The 18,899-nt window shown below is 56.9% G+C and carries 8 protein-coding genes, 2 tRNA genes, 4 rRNA genes and 4 pseudogenes; 7 read left to right on the top strand and 11 right to left on the bottom strand.

The window, feature by feature from the left end; all coding sequences use genetic code 11:
- The first annotated feature begins 80 nt into the window (after window positions 1–80).
- Complete coding sequence (locus AABM54_RS00660; RefSeq protein WP_347903080.1) at window positions 81–419, top strand: tryptophan synthase subunit beta; 339 nt, start codon at window positions 81–83, stop codon at window positions 417–419.
- A gap of 74 nt (window positions 420–493) precedes the next feature.
- On the opposite strand, the gene lapD is transcribed toward AABM54_RS00660, so the two are convergent.
- Together lapD and lapG are read right to left on the bottom strand one after the other, a co-directional pair.
- On the bottom strand, window positions 494–2,449 hold the full coding sequence (gene lapD / locus AABM54_RS00655) for a cyclic di-GMP receptor LapD (RefSeq protein WP_347903079.1): 1,956 nt from the start codon (window positions 2,447–2,449) through the stop codon (window positions 494–496).
- Window positions 2,450–2,463: 14 nt separating this feature from the next.
- The gene (gene lapG / locus AABM54_RS00650; protein WP_347903078.1) at window positions 2,464–3,156 is read right to left on the bottom strand and encodes a cysteine protease LapG; all 693 of its coding nucleotides are present in this window, start codon (window positions 3,154–3,156) and stop codon (window positions 2,464–2,466) included.
- Window positions 3,157–3,352: 196 nt separating this feature from the next.
- Between lapG and AABM54_RS00645 the strand changes: the two genes are divergently transcribed.
- Window positions 3,353–4,048, top strand: a complete 696-nt coding sequence (locus AABM54_RS00645; protein ID WP_347903076.1) for a GntR family transcriptional regulator — start codon at window positions 3,353–3,355, stop codon at window positions 4,046–4,048.
- 17 nt (window positions 4,049–4,065) lie between these two features.
- Window positions 4,066–4,815, top strand: a complete 750-nt coding sequence (locus AABM54_RS00640) for an alpha/beta fold hydrolase (RefSeq protein ID WP_347903075.1) — start codon at window positions 4,066–4,068, stop codon at window positions 4,813–4,815.
- A gap of 82 nt (window positions 4,816–4,897) precedes the next feature.
- On the opposite strand, the pseudogene AABM54_RS00635 reads toward AABM54_RS00640, so the two are convergent.
- Window positions 4,898–6,779, bottom strand: a pseudogene (locus AABM54_RS00635) (methyl-accepting chemotaxis protein).
- Window positions 6,780–7,015: 236 nt separating this feature from the next.
- Here AABM54_RS00635 and AABM54_RS00630 point away from each other — a divergent pair.
- A pseudogene (locus AABM54_RS00630) lies at window positions 7,016–7,138 on the top strand (RNA polymerase subunit sigma); the annotation flags it as partial.
- A gap of 285 nt (window positions 7,139–7,423) precedes the next feature.
- A pseudogene (locus AABM54_RS00625) lies at window positions 7,424–7,615 on the top strand (hypothetical protein); the annotation flags it as partial.
- Between the two features lie 59 nt (window positions 7,616–7,674).
- Here the strand turns inward: AABM54_RS00625 and rrf (AABM54_RS00620) are convergent.
- The 8 genes and pseudogenes from rrf (AABM54_RS00620) to AABM54_RS00585 all read right to left on the bottom strand — a co-directional run bounded on the left by rrf (AABM54_RS00620) (window position 7,675) and on the right by AABM54_RS00585 (window position 16,259).
- Window positions 7,675–7,790, bottom strand: a 5S ribosomal RNA gene (gene rrf / locus AABM54_RS00620).
- Window positions 7,791–7,896: 106 nt separating this feature from the next.
- Window positions 7,897–8,012 (bottom strand): 5S ribosomal RNA (gene rrf, locus AABM54_RS00615).
- A 158-nt stretch (window positions 8,013–8,170) separates the two neighbouring features.
- Window positions 8,171–11,062, bottom strand: a 23S ribosomal RNA gene (locus AABM54_RS00610).
- A gap of 253 nt (window positions 11,063–11,315) precedes the next feature.
- Window positions 11,316–11,391 (bottom strand) — tRNA-Ala (locus tag AABM54_RS00605).
- 30 nt (window positions 11,392–11,421) lie between these two features.
- Window positions 11,422–11,498: transfer RNA gene (locus tag AABM54_RS00600), tRNA-Ile, on the bottom strand.
- A gap of 162 nt (window positions 11,499–11,660) precedes the next feature.
- Window positions 11,661–13,199 (bottom strand): 16S ribosomal RNA (locus AABM54_RS00595).
- Together the 16S, 23S and 5S rRNA genes with 2 tRNA genes alongside form the textbook arrangement of a ribosomal RNA operon.
- Window positions 13,200–13,842: 643 nt before the next feature.
- A pseudogene (locus AABM54_RS00590) lies at window positions 13,843–15,064 on the bottom strand (CaiB/BaiF CoA transferase family protein).
- 13 nt (window positions 15,065–15,077) lie between these two features.
- Window positions 15,078–16,259, bottom strand: coding sequence for an acyl-CoA dehydrogenase (locus AABM54_RS00585; RefSeq protein WP_347903074.1), 1,182 nt, complete (start codon window positions 16,257–16,259; stop codon window positions 15,078–15,080).
- 157 nt (window positions 16,260–16,416) lie between these two features.
- Between AABM54_RS00585 and AABM54_RS00580 the strand changes: the two genes are divergently transcribed.
- Together AABM54_RS00580 and AABM54_RS00575 are read left to right on the top strand one after the other, a co-directional pair.
- A complete protein-coding gene (locus AABM54_RS00580) occupies window positions 16,417–17,337 on the top strand; it encodes a LysR family transcriptional regulator (RefSeq protein ID WP_347903073.1) in 921 nt (306 codons plus the stop codon).
- 428 nt (window positions 17,338–17,765) lie between these two features.
- Window positions 17,766–18,887, top strand: coding sequence for a Re/Si-specific NAD(P)(+) transhydrogenase subunit alpha (locus AABM54_RS00575; RefSeq protein ID WP_347903072.1), 1,122 nt, complete (start codon window positions 17,766–17,768; stop codon window positions 18,885–18,887).
- Window positions 18,888–18,899: the final 12 nt, after the last annotated feature.

The following is an 18,899-nucleotide window of genomic DNA, read 5'->3' as shown; positions in this document are numbered from 1 at the left end:
TCGTCGTCGCACCGCATACTCGCGTCCGTTGGCCTATGCTGCTGACAGCATGACGCTGGTCCATTCATGAGGGATTCTCAATGTTCTACGTGCAACGCGATGCACAAGGCCTTCTGGTTCGCGTGGAAGCCGCCGCTTATGCCGAAGCGACGGAGACACTGCCCGCCGATCACCATGAAATCCAGGCCTGGTACGCCAACGAGGTGATGGAAACCAGCCTCAAACAGCTCAAGCAGAGCGACCTGGAAATGATCCGGGTACTCGATGACTTGATTCAGGTGCTGACCACCAAGGGCGTGATTCGCGTCACCGACCTGCCGCCAGCCGCACAAGCCAAACTGATGGACCGGACCCAGGCCCGTGAGGCGCTGGGAGGCTTGAGCCACCTGATCAATGAAGAAGAAAGCGGGTTGATCTGACGACCAGAAAAGCATCGCGGGCAAATCGGGCGACGCTCCGATGCTCGCGATGACCGGCTCATTGGCAACTCATCTCAAACGCCTTGCTTCCAGGGCTTCGGCTCACCCAACAGCTGACCCTGCACCCCGTACAAACCCATCTCGCGAATCACCTGCAACTCCCCTTCCGTTTCGACTCGCTCGGCAATCAGCGGCAAGTCGATGCTGTGGGCGGCGCGCTGGATGGCTTCAATGAACAGGCGTTTGTCGCTCTCCTGATCGATGGCACGGATGTAACTGCCATCGATTTTCAGGTACGCCAACCCCAGCCGCGCCAGGTTGCCGATCATGCTGAAACGGCCGCCGAAACGTTGCAGGCTCAGGGAAAAACCCAGCTCGCGCAGACGCCGGGTCAGTTGTTCGAGCACGGCTTGCTCAGGCAATTGCTCTTCACCGATTTCCAGGGTCAGTCGCGACCCCAGGTGGGCATGCTGGCGCAGAATGTCGAAGACTGCGTTCAGCGCCTGCGGGTCGGCCAGCGTCGCGGCAGAGAGGTTCAGCGCCAGCGAATCTTCATGCTCGCCCATTTGCTTGAGCACCTGTTCAAGCATCAGGCGGTCCAGCCGTGCGGTCCAGCCGAAACGCTCCAGCCACGGCAGAAAGCGCCCGGCGGGAATGGTCTGGCCCTGTTCGTCGTGCAGGCGCGACAGCACTTTGTAATGCAGCACCGTTTGCGTGTCCTGACTGGCCACGACGGGTTGGAAGTACAGTTCGAAACGCTGCTGACTCAAGGCCTGATCCAGCAACGTATGCCACGCGTGATGGTCATCCCCGACGCTGGCCGCAGCGCTGTGATCCAGGCACGCCCAGTTAGCCTCGCCTTCGCTTTCAGCCTGGGACAACGCCTGATCGGCCAGGCTCAATACAGCTTGCGGTGTGTCACCGTGGGCATACGGCACCAGCCCGATTGACGCTACCGAAGCCACATCGGTGGCCCCGGTCGTGTGCAGGCTGGACAGCGCGGTGTCCAGGTTCTGCGCCAGTTGCAACGCCTCTTCATGCACCAGCCCCGGCGCCAGCACCGCGAATTCACCCCCACGGATGCGGGTGACCAGGTTGTGGGTTTCCGGGTGACGGGAGCACTCGCGCAGCAATTGCTCACCGACAGCCTGCAACAGCAGGTCGGTACGCTGACCGCCCAGCCGCTGGTTCAAACCGGCCAGGTCCTTGACCCGCAACAGCAGCAGGTAACCGGAACTGGCTTGCTCGGGGTTGCTCACCCGGGCGTTGAGCTGCATTTCGAAATAGCGTCGGTTGGCCAGCCCGGTCAGGGTGTCCTGATAGGACTCGACCCGCAGTTTTTCACTGCGCTCAGCCTGCTCCTGGAACAGCGCCTTGAGCTTCTCGACCATCTGGTTCATCGCTTGCACCACGCGCCGAAGTTCGGGCGTGCGTGGCAGCTCAGGCAGGCTGAGGAACTCGCGACGGGCAATGGCGTGGGATTGCTGAACCATGTAGTCGAGCGGTTTCAACTGCCGGCGCAAAAGCAGCGCACCCAGCACGGCGCTCGCCGCGCCGCAGATCAGCAACCAGCCCAGGCTGCCCAGCGCGCTCTGCCAGAGCTTGGCCACGGCGAACATCGGGTGGCTGACCACCTCGACCCGCGCGGCCTGCTCCCAGCCACGGCTGACTTGCGCATCGCCACCGGCCGGCTCCAGGTCGATCAGCTTGACGAACCAACCCGGCACACTGCCAACTTCGGGTGCACCGCTGCGCTCGACCATCACCTGATCGGTCTTGAGGTCCACGACGCGGATGCTTGCGTAATAACCACTGTCGAAGATCGAGCTGACCATCAACTCGACCATTGCCGGGTCGTCGATATTGGGCGTCAGTGACAACGCCAGCGCGGTCGCGGCGTCCTGCGCATGGGAACGCAACTGGTTGACGTACTGGGTACGTGAACTTTCCAGACTGACCATGAAGCTGCCGGTGAAAGCGACCACCAGGAACAGACAGATTGCGATCAACAGCTGTTTGAACAAAGACATCTGAGCGCGTGCTCCTAGTTAGTCGTCTCGACCGGGAAACCTTCGGCCTGCATTTTCTTCAACACATCCTGCCAGCGAGACAGGCGCTTGGTATCACCGACTTTCTTGTTGCCCTTGGCTCCCGTCAACCACAAGCCTTCGGCGTTGAAGGAGTAGACCGGCAGCAGGTCGGTACGTTGGCTGGCCGGCTGGATCGCATCGATCAAGCTGTCGAGGACCAACGGCATGGCGTTCGGGCTTGAATAGTAGGTCAAGACCATGTGGGCGCGATTCTGGCGCAAGGCCTTAACGTAGGTGATGCGTAACTTGTCACTGGAAACGCCGAGGTGGCGCAGGCTGAAATACTTGGCGATGGCGTAGTCCTCGCAATCGCCGGCGCCTTTCCACAGCGCTTCGATCGGCGTTTCCCAGTAGTCTTCGACGTGCCACAGATCGATGTCTTCGACATAGCGCATCTGCTTGTTGAAGAACAGGTTGACCACTTTGAGCTGTTCAAGCTCCGGGGTTTGCTTCTGTGTCGCCAACAGGTGCTGCCAGGCGTCGACCCGCTGCTTGCCGGGGCCCAGCGGCCCATAGAGCGCTTCGGCGCGGCGGCTGATCAGCGAGAAGTCCCAATCGGCATGCAGACCGCCCAGCAGAACGCCGGCCAGCAGCAGCGCTGAGCACAGCCATCGCAGGGTTCGTGGGAGAGCTGAACGCGTCGCCAATGCGAGACATCCCGGGGGCAGTTGAAAACCCAGTGATGGTGAAGGCTCACTGACCAAAAGACAATGGCACCATGCGATCACGCACTATGCTTAGAAGATGCAACAAAAGGGCTCGGCAGGCGGTTTGACAAGCGTTCAGACGGCCTCTAGTGTGGCCCGGATCCAATGTTTGACACTTTATGTCGGGTGCGTTGTCGTGACAAAGAAGCCGAACCCTCTCAACAGTATTGTCGTCAGTGGGCCGATTCCCGCCCACTTGGCACGTGCGGTGATCGAGGAAACCCTGCGCGCGGCGATTCTTGACGGTCGTTTACCCTGCGGCGCCGCCCTGCGCCAGCAAGAGTTGGCCGACCTGTTCGGTGTCAGCCGCATGCCGGTGCGCGAGGCCCTGCGCCAACTCGAGACACAATCGCTGCTGCGCGTTGTCGCCCATAAAGGGGCGGTCGTCGCGCCGCTGATCGAAGGCGATGCAGCCGAAACCTATGCGCTGCGCATCCTGCTCGAATCCCAAGCCCTGCGTTTATCGGTCCCACTGCTCGATGCCGAGGACTTTGCCGAAGCCACGCGATGCATCGACCTCCTTGAGTCGCAGACCGACTACGCTGCCATCGGCCGACTCAACCGGCTGTTTCACATGAGCCTGTACCGCAAAGCGCCCAACCGCCGGCTGCTGACCCTGATCGAAGACGGCTTGAATGAAGAAGAACGCTTCCTGCGCTTGAACCTTGAAGCCATGGGGCTGGGCAAGCTCAGCCAAAAGGACCACCGCGACCTGCTGAGCGCCGCCCAGGCGCGGGACATTCAGTTGAGCGTGCAAACACTCGAACACCACCTCAACCGTGGTGTCGAGGCCATCACTCGCTATCTGGACAGCCTCGCGGCTAAAAAGTGAACCCGACAGGAAACCCCGTGCACGCTCAAGACACGCAATGGCTCACCCCTCTGAACACGCGACAGCAGACCGATATTCGGCTGATCTGTTTTTCCCAGGCCGGTGCCGACCCTGAACAATACCGCAGTTGGGCGCCAGGCCTGAGCCAGCACATTGAACTGCTGGCGTTCACCCTGCCCGGTCACGGCACGCGGCAGAGCGAGTCTCCTTATGAGCAATGGTCGCCATTGCTGGAGGATGCCTTCGCGGCGCTGGAACCTTACCTGAGCAAGCCTCACGCGCTGTTCGGCCACGGCTTGGGGGCGATTCTCGGTTATGAACTGGCCAAGCTGACCGAAGCCCGCTACCCCGGGCAAACCCGCCACTTGTTCGTCTCCGGCTGCCGCAGCCCTGGCAGCGCCAACGCCCCCCTGTCATTGAACGGTCTGGCGCCGCCTCAGCTTCGTCGCGCGCTGTTGAACCTGAGCGCCCCGGGCAAGGTGACCCCTGAACTCGGGGTCATGGACTATCAGGTGCTGTTGCGCAGTGATCTCAAACTGCTGGAGTCCTGGCCGAACAGCAGCCGTCATAACCTGAATGTGCCAATGACGGCGCTCTACGGCAGTGATGACCCGCTGGCGCCCCTGGAAAGCATGTTCAATTGGCGCAACTTCACGGCACGGGAGTTCGAACTGATCGAGGTGGGCGGCAATCACTTTTTCATCACCACCGCCCGCCAACGCCTGCTGCAAATCATCAACACGCACCTGGGGTTGCTCAGCGAGTAACCCGCAGGTCGTACAGAGCCCTTGAAAACAAAAACGCGATGAGTCATGCAGACCTCATCGCGTTTTTTGTCGACGCTACGGTTTAGATTTTGAAGCTGTCGACCAGTTGCTTCAGGCGATTGGCCTGTTGGGACAAGGCGTCGCAATCCTTCAAGGTTTCGTTGAGGTTCGCTACGCCCTGTTGGTTCAACAGGTTGATCTGGCTGATGTCGACGTTGAGGGTTTCCACCACCGCGGTCTGTTCTTCTGTCGCTGCCGCAACCGACTGGTTCATGCCGTCGATTTCGGTAATCCGCTGAGTCACGCTGACCAGCCGCGCACCGGCCCTGGTTCGCCACTTCAACGCTTTCTTCGCTGGACGTCTGGCTGGCGTTCATGGTCGATACCGCCTCGCGGGAACCGATCTGCAGCGAAGTGATCATTTTGTGGATCTCCTCGGCCGACTCCTGCGTGCGGTGAGCCAGGTTACGCACCTCGTCCGCCACGACCGCAAAACCACGTCCGGCTTCACCGGCACGGGCCGCTTCGATGGCCGCGTTCAGCGCCAGCAAGTTGGTCTGCTGGGAAATGCCTTTGATCACATCGAGAATGTGCCCGATGTTATCGGTGCTGGCGTTCAGGGTTTCGATCTGGGTGCAGGACAAGCTGATTTTTTGCGACAACTCGGTCATCGCCAGAATCGTTTGCTCTACTACCTGACGACCGTCATCGGCCTGTTCACTGGCGCCGCTGGCGTGTTGCGAAGCATCAGCGGCGTTGCGGGCGATTTCCTGGGTGGCAGCACCCAATTCGTTGATCGCCGCAGCCACGCTGTTGGTCCGCGCGCTTTGCTCATCGGAACCGATGATCGAAGCATTCGAGGAGGCCATTACGCGCTGCGACAGGTCATGCACCTGGCGGGTGGCCGAGGACACTTCGGAAATCGATGCGTGAATACGCTCCACGAACTGGTTGAAAGAACCGCCCAGCTCGCCGAACTCGTCCTTGCTTTCCACAACCAGACGACGGGTCAGATCGCCTTCACCCTGAGCGATGTCCTGCATCGCACGGCCCATGGTGGTCAGCGGACGCATCAACACCTGGATCAGCAGCGTCAACAGCACCGCAATGGTCGAGACTGCGATGAACATCGCAATCAGCGCCGAAGTACGGAACTGGCTCAAAGGTGCGTAGGCTTTTTCCCTGTCGATCGACAGGCCAATGTACCAGTCAGCGTTCGGCAAACCGGTCACCGGGGTGAACGACAGGATACGTTCCTGCTTGTTCAGCACCACTTCCTGATTGCCCTTCTCGATACGGACGTTCGAACCCGGGTAGATGTCCTTGAGGTTCTTCATCACCTGGTCTTTGTCCGGGCTGACGATCACCTGGCCATCACCGCTCACCAGGAACGCATGACCGATGCCGCCGAAGTCCACGGAGTTGATGATCTTCACCAGGGTTTCCAGGCTCAGGTCACCGCCGACCACACCCAGCAGCTCGCCGTTCTTCTTCACCGGCATGGCGATGGTCACCACCAGGCCACCGACCGCGGCCATGTACGGCGGGGTCAGCATGGTTTTATCAGCGGCAAGGGCCTGCTTGTACCACGGGCGCTGACGCGGATCGTAGCCATCGGGCATCTTGGCGTCAGGACGCTGGGTGAAGACGCCATTGGCCTGGCCAACGTAGGTGAACTGGAAGTTCGAAGTGAACGCCGGCTGGTCAACCAGCCCCGGGAAATCCGCGTGGGCGCCCTGGTGGGCAACGTTCTGCGCCAGGTTCTCCAGCACCAGAATCCGGCCGCTCATCCAGTTCTGCACACTGCTGGAGGTCAGATCACCGGCCTGCTGAACGGAGGACTCGAGGTTTTGCCTGATGGTGTTTCGCTGGAGGTAGTCGTTGTACAAAGTGAACAAGGCAAAAGCCAGAACCACTACGCCTGAAGCGGCCAAAAGGATTTTATGGCTGAACTTGAGATTCATTTCATGGGACTTCTTATGCAGAAAGTGGGGATGCGTCCGTTGTGAACATTCCATGTAACAGTGCAGGCGATGTTCTATGACCGCTCTACTTTGGTGCACGCATGTCTCACCAGTCTGTCGGCAGGAGTCGGAGAAAACTTAGGCCTTTATGCAAAATCCAGGGCATTCCTGTCAGAAACCCGCCGAACGGCGTGCTAGAGCGGTTGGTTCAACCCATTCGACAGCGGCGGGTCGAGATCGCCCCAGGACTGGTGATCGATCATTGGCGCCGCGAAGAGATCGAACGCGCCTACCTGGAAACCATCGCCCATCTGCCCGAAGTCGAAGTCCCGAACGTTGAATCCCATGCGTTGGTGCTTGCGCGTCGACATTCTCAAAGGCCCGTCCTCGGTACTTTATGGCCGCAGTTCGCCAGGGGGCTGCTGGCGCTCACCAGCAAAAGACCGCTGTATGAGCCCTACCATCAGATTCAAGCCACGATCGGCACTCAGGGCCAGCGTGGCATGGGGTTCGACTTAAACCCTTTGCCGCGCCTAACCAGATGCTCTATCTGGAGCCTGTCAGCGACGAACAAAAGGATCAGCGTAACTGGGGGTGAGTGCTGTCTCCAGCGCGAGCACTTCATCCGGTCAACATGACACCGAGGGGAACGTATCTATCGCCTGCAATTGCCGATGCATGGAGGAAGGATCATCGGTTTCACCGCACAGGTAATGATTGCCTGTTAGGTGTGATGATTGCGGTGTTGTCGGGGGACAGGGATCTACATCTGGTGGCGCAAGTTGCTAGCAAGGCGCATAGAGCCAGGTCTGGCAGCTTGCCTCTTGAAGATTTAGCGATGCCTGAAACGACAAAACCCCTGTCTGCATAAGCAGACAGGGGTTTCGGAATTCAATCTTGACGATGACCTACTCTCACATGGGGAAACCCCACACTACCATCGGCGATGCATCGTTTCACTGCTGAGTTCGGGATGGGATCAGGTGGTTCCAATGCTCTATGGTCGTCAAGAAATTCTGTGTCCAGCCCGTCAAGTAACAACGTGCCAGTAAAATAGGTGACTTCTACTAAAACAAAACCCCTACCTGCATACGCAGATAGGGGTTTCGGAATTTAATCTTGACGATGACCTACTCTCACATGGGGAAACCCCACACTACCATCGGCGATGCATCGTTTCACTACTGAGTTCGGGATGGGATCAGGTGGTTCCAATGCTCTATGGTCGTCAAGAAATTCGGTAGCCAGCTCGTGTGCCTTTCGGTTCACGCTCCAGCGAATGGGGATGTGATAGATCTCGGTGCTTTGTGAATCGCAAACTTTCGGTTCGTTTCGTCTTCACACACCGCAATCTGGCGCTCTCTCGAGTCACTAAATTGCTTGGGTGTTATATGGTCAAGCCTCACGGGCAATTAGTATTGGTTAGCTCAACGCCTCACAGCGCTTACACACCCAACCTATCAACGTCGTAGTCTTCGACGGCCCTTCAGGGAACTCAAGGTTCCAGTGAGATCTCATCTTGAGGCTAGTTTCCCGCTTAGATGCTTTCAGCGGTTATCTATTCCGAACATAGCTACCCGGCAATGCCACTGGCGTGACAACCGGAACACCAGAGGTTCGTCCACTCCGGTCCTCTCGTACTAGGAGCAGCCCCTCTCAAATCTCAAACGTCCACGGCAGATAGGGACCGAACTGTCTCACGACGTTCTAAACCCAGCTCGCGTACCACTTTAAATGGCGAACAGCCATACCCTTGGGACCGGCTTCAGCCCCAGGATGTGATGAGCCGACATCGAGGTGCCAAACACCGCCGTCGATATGAACTCTTGGGCGGTATCAGCCTGTTATCCCCGGAGTACCTTTTATCCGTTGAGCGATGGCCCTTCCATACAGAACCACCGGATCACTAAGACCTACTTTCGTACCTGCTCGACGTGTCTGTCTCGCAGTCAAGCGCGCTTTTGCCTTTATACTCTACGACCGATTTCCGACCGGTCTGAGCGCACCTTCGTACTCCTCCGTTACTCTTTAGGAGGAGACCGCCCCAGTCAAACTACCCACCATACACTGTCCTCGATCCGGATAACGGACCTGAGTTAGAACCTCAAAGTTGCCAGGGTGGTATTTCAAGGTTGGCTCCACGCAGACTGGCGTCCACGCTTCAAAGCCTCCCACCTATCCTACACAAGCAAATTCAAAGTCCAGTGCAAAGCTATAGTAAAGGTTCACGGGGTCTTTCCGTCTAGCCGCGGATACACTGCATCTTCACAGCGATTTCAATTTCACTGAGTCTCGGGTGGAGACAGCGCCGCCATCGTTACGCCATTCGTGCAGGTCGGAACTTACCCGACAAGGAATTTCGCTACCTTAGGACCGTTATAGTTACGGCCGCCGTTTACCGGGGCTTCGATCAAGAGCTTCGCGTTAGCTAACCCCATCAATTAACCTTCCGGCACCGGGCAGGCGTCACACCCTATACGTCCACTTTCGTGTTTGCAGAGTGCTGTGTTTTTAATAAACAGTCGCAGCGGCCTGGTATCTTCGACCGGCATGAGCTTACGGAGCAAGTCCTTCACCCTCACCGGCGCACCTTCTCCCGAAGTTACGGTGCCATTTTGCCTAGTTCCTTCACCCGAGTTCTCTCAAGCGCCTTGGTATTCTCTACCCAACCACCTGTGTCGGTTTGGGGTACGGTTCCTGGTTACCTGAAGCTTAGAAGCTTTTCTTGGAAGCATGGCATCAACCACTTCGTCACCCAAAGGGTAACTCGTCATCAGCTCTCGGCCTTAGAATCCCGGATTTACCTAAGATTCCAGCCTACCACCTTAAACTTGGACAACCAACGCCAAGCTGGCCTAGCCTTCTCCGTCCCTCCATCGCAATAACCAGAAGTACAGGAATATTAACCTGTTTTCCATCGACTACGCTTTTCAGCCTCGCCTTAGGGACCGACTAACCCTGCGTCGATTAACGTTGCGCAGGAAACCTTGGTCTTTCGGCGTGGGTGTTTTTCACACCCATTGTCGTTACTCATGTCAGCATTCGCACTTCTGATACCTCCAGCAAGCTTCTCAACTCACCTTCACAGGCTTACAGAACGCTCCTCTACCGCATCACCTAAGTGATACCCGTAGCTTCGGTGTATGGTTTGAGCCCCGTTACATCTTCCGCGCAGGCCGACTCGACTAGTGAGCTATTACGCTTTCTTTAAAGGGTGGCTGCTTCTAAGCCAACCTCCTAGCTGTCTAAGCCTTCCCACATCGTTTCCCACTTAACCATAACTTTGGGACCTTAGCTGACGGTCTGGGTTGTTTCCCTTTTCACGACGGACGTTAGCACCCGCCGTGTGTCTCCCATGCTCGGCACTTGTAGGTATTCGGAGTTTGCATCGGTTTGGTAAGTCGGGATGACCCCCTAGCCGAAACAGTGCTCTACCCCCTACAGTGATACATGAGGCGCTACCTAAATAGCTTTCGAGGAGAACCAGCTATCTCCGAGCTTGATTAGCCTTTCACTCCGATCCACAGGTCATCCGCTAACTTTTCAACGGTAGTCGGTTCGGTCCTCCAGTTAGTGTTACCCAACCTTCAACCTGCCCATGGATAGATCGCCCGGTTTCGGGTCTATTCCCAGCGACTAGACGCCCTATTAAGACTCGCTTTCGCTACGCCTCCCCTATTCGGTTAAGCTCGCCACTGAAAATAAGTCGCTGACCCATTATACAAAAGGTACGCAGTCACCCAACAAAGTGGGCTCCCACTGCTTGTACGCATACGGTTTCAGGATCTATTTCACTCCCCTCTCCGGGGTTCTTTTCGCCTTTCCCTCACGGTACTAGTTCACTATCGGTCAGTCAGTAGTATTTAGCCTTGGAGGATGGTCCCCCCATATTCAGACAAAGTTTCTCGTGCTCCGTCCTACTCGATTTCATGACTAAGAGATTTTCGCGTACAGGGCTATCACCCACTATGGCCGCACTTTCCAGAGCGTTCCGCTAATCTCAAAGCCACTTAAGGGCTAGTCCCCGTTCGCTCGCCACTACTAAGGGAATCTCGGTTGATTTCTTTTCCTCAGGGTACTTAGATGTTTCAGTTCCCCTGGTTCGCCTCTTAAGCCTATGTATTCAGCTTAAGATAACCATCTTATGATGGCTGGGTTCCCCCATTCAGACATCTCCGGATCAAAGTCTGTTTGCCGACTCCCCGAAGCTTTTCGCAGGCTACCACGTCTTTCATCGCCTCTGACTGCCAAGGCATCCACCGTATGCGCTTCTTCACTTGACCATATAACCCCAAGCAATCTGGTTATACTATGAAGACGACATTCGCCGAAAATTCGCATGCTCTCTTAATCAAGAGCAACTCACAAATTTTACCTTAGCCTGATCCGTTACCAGTGAAAGTAACGTCCAGTCTATCTTTCTATCACATACCCAAATTTTTAAAGAACGATCTAATCAAAGACTAGAAATCAACATTTAACCTTCATCCGAAGGAAATGCTCATTTCTAAGCTCTAACGCAGAAACAGCAGTAAGTGGTGGAGCCAAACGGGATCGAACCGTTGACCTCCTGCGTGCAAGGCAGGCGCTCTCCCAGCTGAGCTATGGCCCCGTATTTCTACAGGCGTTTCCCACACAAAATTGGTGGGTCTGGGCAGATTCGAACTGCCGACCTCACCCTTATCAGGGGTGCGCTCTAACCAACTGAGCTACAGACCCAATTTCGAGCTACTAAGGCCGACCTCACCCTGCTCCTTACCACAAAGCATGGGGTACGCTCTAACCAACTCAGCTACAAACCGATACAGGCTGCTTCTATCGTCTTCTTCAATGAATCAAGCAATTCGTGTGGGAGCTTATGCAGCAGCTGATGTCGTCGATTAAGGAGGTGATCCAGCCGCAGGTTCCCCTACGGCTACCTTGTTACGACTTCACCCCAGTCATGAATCACACCGTGGTAACCGTCCTCCCGAAGGTTAGACTAGCTACTTCTGGTGCAACCCACTCCCATGGTGTGACGGGCGGTGTGTACAAGGCCCGGGAACGTATTCACCGCGACATTCTGATTCGCGATTACTAGCGATTCCGACTTCACGCAGTCGAGTTGCAGACTGCGATCCGGACTACGATCGGTTTTATGGGATTAGCTCCACCTCGCGGCTTGGCAACCCTCTGTACCGACCATTGTAGCACGTGTGTAGCCCAGGCCGTAAGGGCCATGATGACTTGACGTCATCCCCACCTTCCTCCGGTTTGTCACCGGCAGTCTCCTTAGAGTGCCCACCATAACGTGCTGGTAACTAAGGACAAGGGTTGCGCTCGTTACGGGACTTAACCCAACATCTCACGACACGAGCTGACGACAGCCATGCAGCACCTGTCTCAATGTTCCCGAAGGCACCAATCCATCTCTGGAAAGTTCATTGGATGTCAAGGCCTGGTAAGGTTCTTCGCGTTGCTTCGAATTAAACCACATGCTCCACCGCTTGTGCGGGCCCCCGTCAATTCATTTGAGTTTTAACCTTGCGGCCGTACTCCCCAGGCGGTCAACTTAATGCGTTAGCTGCGCCACTAAGAGCTCAAGGCTCCCAACGGCTAGTTGACATCGTTTACGGCGTGGACTACCAGGGTATCTAATCCTGTTTGCTCCCCACGCTTTCGCACCTCAGTGTCAGTATCAGTCCAGGTGGTCGCCTTCGCCACTGGTGTTCCTTCCTATATCTACGCATTTCACCGCTACACAGGAAATTCCACCACCCTCTACCATACTCTAGCTCGACAGTTTTGAATGCAGTTCCCAGGTTGAGCCCGGGGATTTCACATCCAACTTAACGAACCACCTACGCGCGCTTTACGCCCAGTAATTCCGATTAACGCTTGCACCCTCTGTATTACCGCGGCTGCTGGCACAGAGTTAGCCGGTGCTTATTCTGTCGGTAACGTCAAAACAATTACGTATTAGGTAACTGCCCTTCCTCCCAACTTAAAGTGCTTTACAATCCGAAGACCTTCTTCACACACGCGGCATGGCTGGATCAGGCTTTCGCCCATTGTCCAATATTCCCCACTGCTGCCTCCCGTAGGAGTCTGGACCGTGTCTCAGTTCCAGTGTGACTGATCATCCTCTCAGACCAGTTACGGATCGTCGCCTTGGTGAGCCATTACCTCACCAACTAGCTAATCCGACCTAGGCTCATCTGATAGCGCAAGGCCCGAAGGTCCCCTGCTTTCTCCCGTAGGACGTATGCGGTATTAGCGTCCGTTTCCGAGCGTTATCCCCCACTACCAGGCAGATTCCTAGGCATTACTCACCCGTCCGCCGCTCGCCACCAGGTACAAGTACCCGTGCTGCCGCTCGACTTGCATGTGTTAGGCCTGCCGCCAGCGTTCAATCTGAGCCATGATCAAACTCTTCAGTTCAAACATCTTTGGGTTTTTAAGAAACCCTAAACTTGGCTCAGCAATCGTTGGTTACATCTTTGATTTCTCGCGGAGTAACTTGTGATGCTGATAATCTTGTTGACTATCAGTCTGACTGCACAAGCACCCACACGAATTGCTTGATTCAGTTGTTAAAGAGCGGTTGGTTAAGACCTTTCGTCTCAACCGAGGCGCGCATTCTACAGCAGCCTCTGTTGCTGTCAAGTGATTATTTTCAGAAGCTTTCGAAGAATTCTTCAACAACTTCAACCACTTGCGCTTCCGATCTCTCGTCAGCGGGAGGCGAATTCTACAGCGTTACTCGCTGTTGTCAACCCCTCTTTTTCTCCGCTTTCGATCGAGAAGACCGAACCGTTAAAAGAGCCAAACTACACCGCTCTTTCAACCCCTTCCAGGCTTCGATGAACTGAAGCAACCTGCTGCCGAAAACTGCGTAACTCTTTGTTTACCAAGAAGTTTTCCGTTTCGACTGCGCCGGAAGTGGGGCGAATTATAGACTTCCAGAATCTGCCGTCAAGGGTTAATTACGCTTTTCTATCAATGAGTTGCAGAACACCCAGAAAGCAGCGCTTTACCCTCTATATAGGGAGGGCAAACCGCTGCTTCTATATAGAAGGAATCCTCAGAGCACTCCAGCCTCTCTAAGAGCCGCTACCGCAGACGCTTCGAGACCCAGCACCCGCTGCAAGACTTCAAGCGTGTGCTCACCCAACAAAGGAGGCGCACTCCGATACTCCACCGGCGTCTCGGACAACCGAATCGGACTGGCAACCTGCGGCACCAGCCCAGCCAATGCATGCGGAAGCTCAATGGCCAAGCCTCGAGCCTTCACCTGCGGATCGGCAAACACCTGCGACAAATCGTTGATCGGCCCGCACGGCACACCCGCCAGTTCCAACTGCGCTACCCATTCAGCCGTGGTCTTGAAGACAGTAGCCTGGCGAATCAGCGGAATCAGCACCGCCCGATTGGCGACACGCAGCTTGTTGGTGGCGAAGCGCGGATCATCTGCCCACTGCGGCTGACCGGCGACCTCCGCAAATTTACGGAATTGCCCGTCATTCCCCACCGTCAGAATGAAATCACCATCTGCTGTCGGAAAGTCCTGATAGGGAACGATGTTCGGATGAGCGTTACCCAGCCGCTTGGGCGCGACGCCCGTCGTCAGGTAATTCATTGCCTGGTTAGCCAGGCACGCCACTTGAACATCAAGCAACGCCATGTCGATGTGTTGACCACCACCGCCATGCTCGCGATGAGCCAAGGCCGCCAGGATCGCCACGGTCGAGTACAGCCCCGTCAGAATATCCGTCAGCGCCACACCGACCTTGACCGGGGCCGGCCCCATCATAACCTTCAGGACGACCGGTCAGGCTCATCAAACCGCCCAGGCCCTGAATCATGAAGTCGTAACCGGCGCGCCTGGCATAAGGGCCGGTCTGGCCGAAGCCGGTGATGGAGCAATAGATCAGCCGAGGATTGATTGCCTTGAGCGACTCATAGTCCAGCCCATACGCCGCCAAACCACCGACCTTGAAGTTCTCGATCAGGATGTCCGACTTCGCCGCCAGCTCACGCACCAGCCGCTGGCCGTCGGCCTGCGTGAAGTCGATGGTCACCGATTGCTTGTTGCGATTGGCCGACAGGTAATAGGCGGCCTCGCTGGTGTTCTCGCCGTAAGCGTCCTTAAGGAAGGGCGGGCCCCAGGCGCGCGTGTCATCGCCATTACCCGGGCGCTCGACCTTTATTACCTCGGCACCGAGGTCCGCGAGGATCTGCCCGGCCCAAGGCCCGGCCAATACCCGCGATAAATCCAATACCCGCAAATGCGATAACGCGCCCATGGCCGCTCTCCTATTAATAGAACGCCTGGAGACCGGTCTGCGCACGCCCCAGAATCAGCGCATGAACGTCGTGAGTGCCTTCATAGGTGTTCACCACCTCAAGGTTGACCAAGTGACGTGCCACACCGAATTCGTCGGAGATACCATTGCCGCCCAGCATGTCGCGAGCCATGCGCGCGATATCCAGCGATTTGCCGCACGAGTTGCGCTTCATGATCGAAGTGATTTCAACCGCAGCCGTGCCTTCATCTTTCATACGCCCCAGACGCAGGCACCCTTGCAGCGCCAGGGTGATCTCGGTCTGCATGTCCGCCAGTTTCTTCTGGATCAACTGAGTGGCCGCCAAAGGCCGACCGAACTGCTGACGGTCCAGGGTGTATTGGCGAGCGGTGTGCCAGCAGAACTCGGCGGCACCCAAAGCCCCCCAGGAGATCCCATAACGTGCGGAGTTAAGGCAGGTAAAAGGGCCTTTCAAACCACGGACATCCGGGAAGATGTTCTCTTCGGGAACAAATACGTTGTCCATCACGATCTCGCCCGTGATGGAAGCACGCAGGCCAACCTTGCCGTGAATCGCCGGAGCACTCAGGCCTTTCCAGCCTTTTTCCAGAACGAAGCCACGAATGTCGCCGGCATCGTCCTTAGCCCACACCACGAACACATCCGCGATCGGGCTGTTGGTGATCCACATCTTGCTGCCAGTCAGGCTGTAGCCGCCTTCCACTTTGCGCGCACGAGTAATCATCGCACCCGGGTCGGAGCCGTGGTTCGGCTCGGTCAGGCCAAAGCAGCCAATCCATTCACCCGAAGCGAGTTTAGGCAGGTATTTCTGTTTCTGGGCTTCGGTGCCAAACTCATTGATGGGCACCATGACCAACGAGGACTGCACGCTCATCATCGAGCGATAGCCAGAATCGACGCGCTCGACCTCACGGGCGATCAGGCCGTAGCTGACATAGTTCAGACCACTGCCACCGTACTGCTCAGGAATGGTCGCCCCCAGCAGACCGATCTCGCCCATCTCGCGGAAGATCGCCGGGTCGGTCTTTTCATGACGGAAAGCTTCGAGAACACGCGGCGCCAGTTTGTCCTGGGCAAATTGCGCAGCACTGTCGCGCACCATGCGCTCTTCTTCGGTGAGCTGTTGATCCAACAGCAGGGGATCGATCCAGTTGAAGCTCGCTTTACCGCCCATGAGAGTGTCCTCGCGAAGTAGGTCAAATATCGTGGACTGATCCTAGGCGCCGTTCGCACATTGGGCAAACGAGGATTTTGCATGCTGTTGTGCTAATTTCTCACTCCGTAACAGCCTGAAAGGGCATCTATACAAACGTTTAGTGAGGATGCTGTACATGCGCAGGAAAATCCCCAGCACAGCCGCGCTCATCAGCTTCGAGGCTGCCGCCCGTCATGAGAGTTTTACCAAGGCTGCGCAGGAGCTTTCCCTGACGCAGGGCGCGATTTGCAGACAGATTGCCAGCCTGGAGGAGTTCCTCAGCGTCGAACTGTTCCGACGCTCACGACGCGGCGTGAAACTCACCGAAGCAGGACTTTCCTACAGCCGCCGAGTCGCCACGCAACTGGACGCCGTCGAGCGGGACACCTTGTCAGTCATGGGCCAGCAGGGCGCCAATGTGGTTGAACTGGCGGTGGTGCCGACGTTCGGCACGCAATGGCTGTTGCCGCGGCTCAAGGACTTCCAGCAGCGACACCCGGAGGTCACGGTGAACCTGACCAACCGCACGCGCCCGTTCCTGTTCGCCGACACCGACTTCGACGCAGCGATCTACTTTGGCGATGCCGACTGGTCCGGTACAGAGTCCCACAGGCTGATGGGCGAAAACCCGATGCCCGTATGCAGCCCGGCCTTACTCGGCGACCACACACACCTGAGTGCCGAAGCCATCGCCGAACTGCCACTGCTGCAACAGACCACGCGGCCCTATGCCTGGCGCCAGTGGTTCAACTCACACACCCTCAACATCCCGCGCGACATGACAGGCCCACGCTACGAGCTATTCTCCATGCTGGCTCAGGCAGCCATGCACGACATGGGCATCGCGCTGATTCCACCGTTCCTGATCCAGCGTGAATTGGCAGAGAAGCGGCTGGTCATCGCAAACCCCAAGGCATTGTCGAGCCTGAAGGCCTATTACCTGATGATTCCGGAGCGAAAGGTCGAATCCGCCTCTTTGCGCGCATTTCGCGATTGGCTGACCGATCAAGCACACAGCTACAACCTAGAGGGGCAGGGGCTACAGGAGATTAGCTGACCTCGTAGTCAGTAAATACAAAGCACTACAGATATAACTATTTGTCGCATTTTAACGGACTGTACCCAACACTTGAACAATCGTCCCACAAGCCACGTACGACAGGGCTTTTGGCTGTTATTTCGAAGCAATATCCGTTCATTCATAGCGCCAATGTGTAAATTTCCGAATTTCGACCAAAATCCTTACAAGGCTTGGCCCACAAGGGATTAGAGCAGGGGGTTGCGACATTCGGTCACGGGGTGACTTGTAGTTAATTTTTCGTCACGCGTCATAATCCCTTGAAGGCCATAAAGTTCGCCTGCAAAATGCCGCGCCCCGCCCTGAATACGGCGGGATCGTGCTGATCGCCCGCCCCAGCACACCTTGCGTAGTGCGCTGGCCTTCAAAGAAAGATCAAAGCAATAAGATCAAGCAGGAGATTTGACGTGCACATTGGTGTTCCCCTCGAAACCCAGACCGGTGAAACGCGGGTTGCTGCAACCCCGGAAACCATCAAGAAGCTGATCGGCCAGGGTCATAAAGTCACTGTGCAACGCGGCGCCGGCATTAACGCCAGTGTTGTCGACAGTGCCTATGAAGCGGCAGGTGCGATGATTGGCAGCGCTGACGATGCCTTTGGTGCAGAGCTGATTCTCAAGGTCGTCGCCCCCAGCGACAATGAACTGGCCCTGATTAAACGCGGCACCGTGCTGGTCGGCATGCTCAACCCCTTCAGCAATGAAACCATCGCCAAGCTGGCGGAGCGGGGCATTACGGCATTCGCCCTGGAAGCCGCGCCGCGCACCTCCCGCGCGCAAAGCCTGGATGTGCTGTCCTCGCAAGCCAACATTGCCGGCTATAAAGCCGTGCTGCTGGCCGCGCATCACTATCCGCGCTTCATGCCGATGCTGATGACCGCCGCCGGCACCGTGAAAGCCGCTCGCGTGCTGATTCTGGGTGCCGGCGTGGCGGGTTTGCAGGCGATTGCCACCGCCAAGCGTCTGGGTGCGGTGATCGAGGCATCGGACGTGCGTCCGGCCGTGAAGGAGCAGATCGAATCCCTGGGCGCCAAGTTCGTCGACGTACCGTACGAAACCGATGAAGAGCGCGAATGCGCCGTCGGTGTCGGCGGTTACGCCCGCCCCATGCCGGCCAGCTGGATGCAGCGCCAGGCCCTGGCCGTGCACGAACGCGCCAAGCAGGCAGACATTGTCATTACCACCGCGCTGATTCCCGGCCGCAAGGCACCGGTATTGCTGAGCGCCGAAACCGTCGCGCAGATGAAACCGGGCTCGGTGGTCATCGACCTCGCGGCCGCGCAGGGTGGCAACTGCCCGCTGACCGTGGCCGATCAGGTGATCGTCGCGAACGGCGTGACCATTGCCGGCCCGACCAACCTGGCAGCACAGGTCGGTGCAGATGCGTCGGCACTGTACGCCCGCAACCTGCTGGATTTCCTGAAACTGGTTTTCACCCCCGAAGGCCAGTTCCAGATCAACCTCGAAGACGACATCGTCGCTGCGTGCCTGATGTGCCGCGACGGCCAAGTCATCCGCAAAAACGCCTAAGCAGGGATTCAG

This window comes from Pseudomonas purpurea (assembly GCF_039908635.1).
Classification (GTDB): Bacteria; Pseudomonadota; Gammaproteobacteria; order Pseudomonadales; family Pseudomonadaceae; genus Aquipseudomonas; species Aquipseudomonas purpurea.
The sequence above is the reverse complement of the archived record's forward strand: the minus strand, read 5'-3'. Positions and strand labels throughout refer to the sequence as shown.

Excerpts from the sequence above, each read along its gene's own strand:
- AABM54_RS00585 (WP_347903074.1), bottom strand. The coding sequence starts at position 16,259 with ATGGGCGGTAAAGCGAGCTTCAACTGGATCGATCCCCTGCTGTTGGAT.
- lapD (WP_347903079.1), bottom strand. The coding sequence starts at position 2,449 with ATGTCTTTGTTCAAACAGCTGTTGATCGCAATCTGTCTGTTCCTGGTG.
- AABM54_RS00660 (WP_347903080.1), top strand. The coding sequence starts at position 81 with ATGTTCTACGTGCAACGCGATGCACAAGGCCTTCTGGTTCGCGTGGAA.
- AABM54_RS00580 (WP_347903073.1), top strand. The coding sequence starts at position 16,417 with ATGCGCAGGAAAATCCCCAGCACAGCCGCGCTCATCAGCTTCGAGGCT.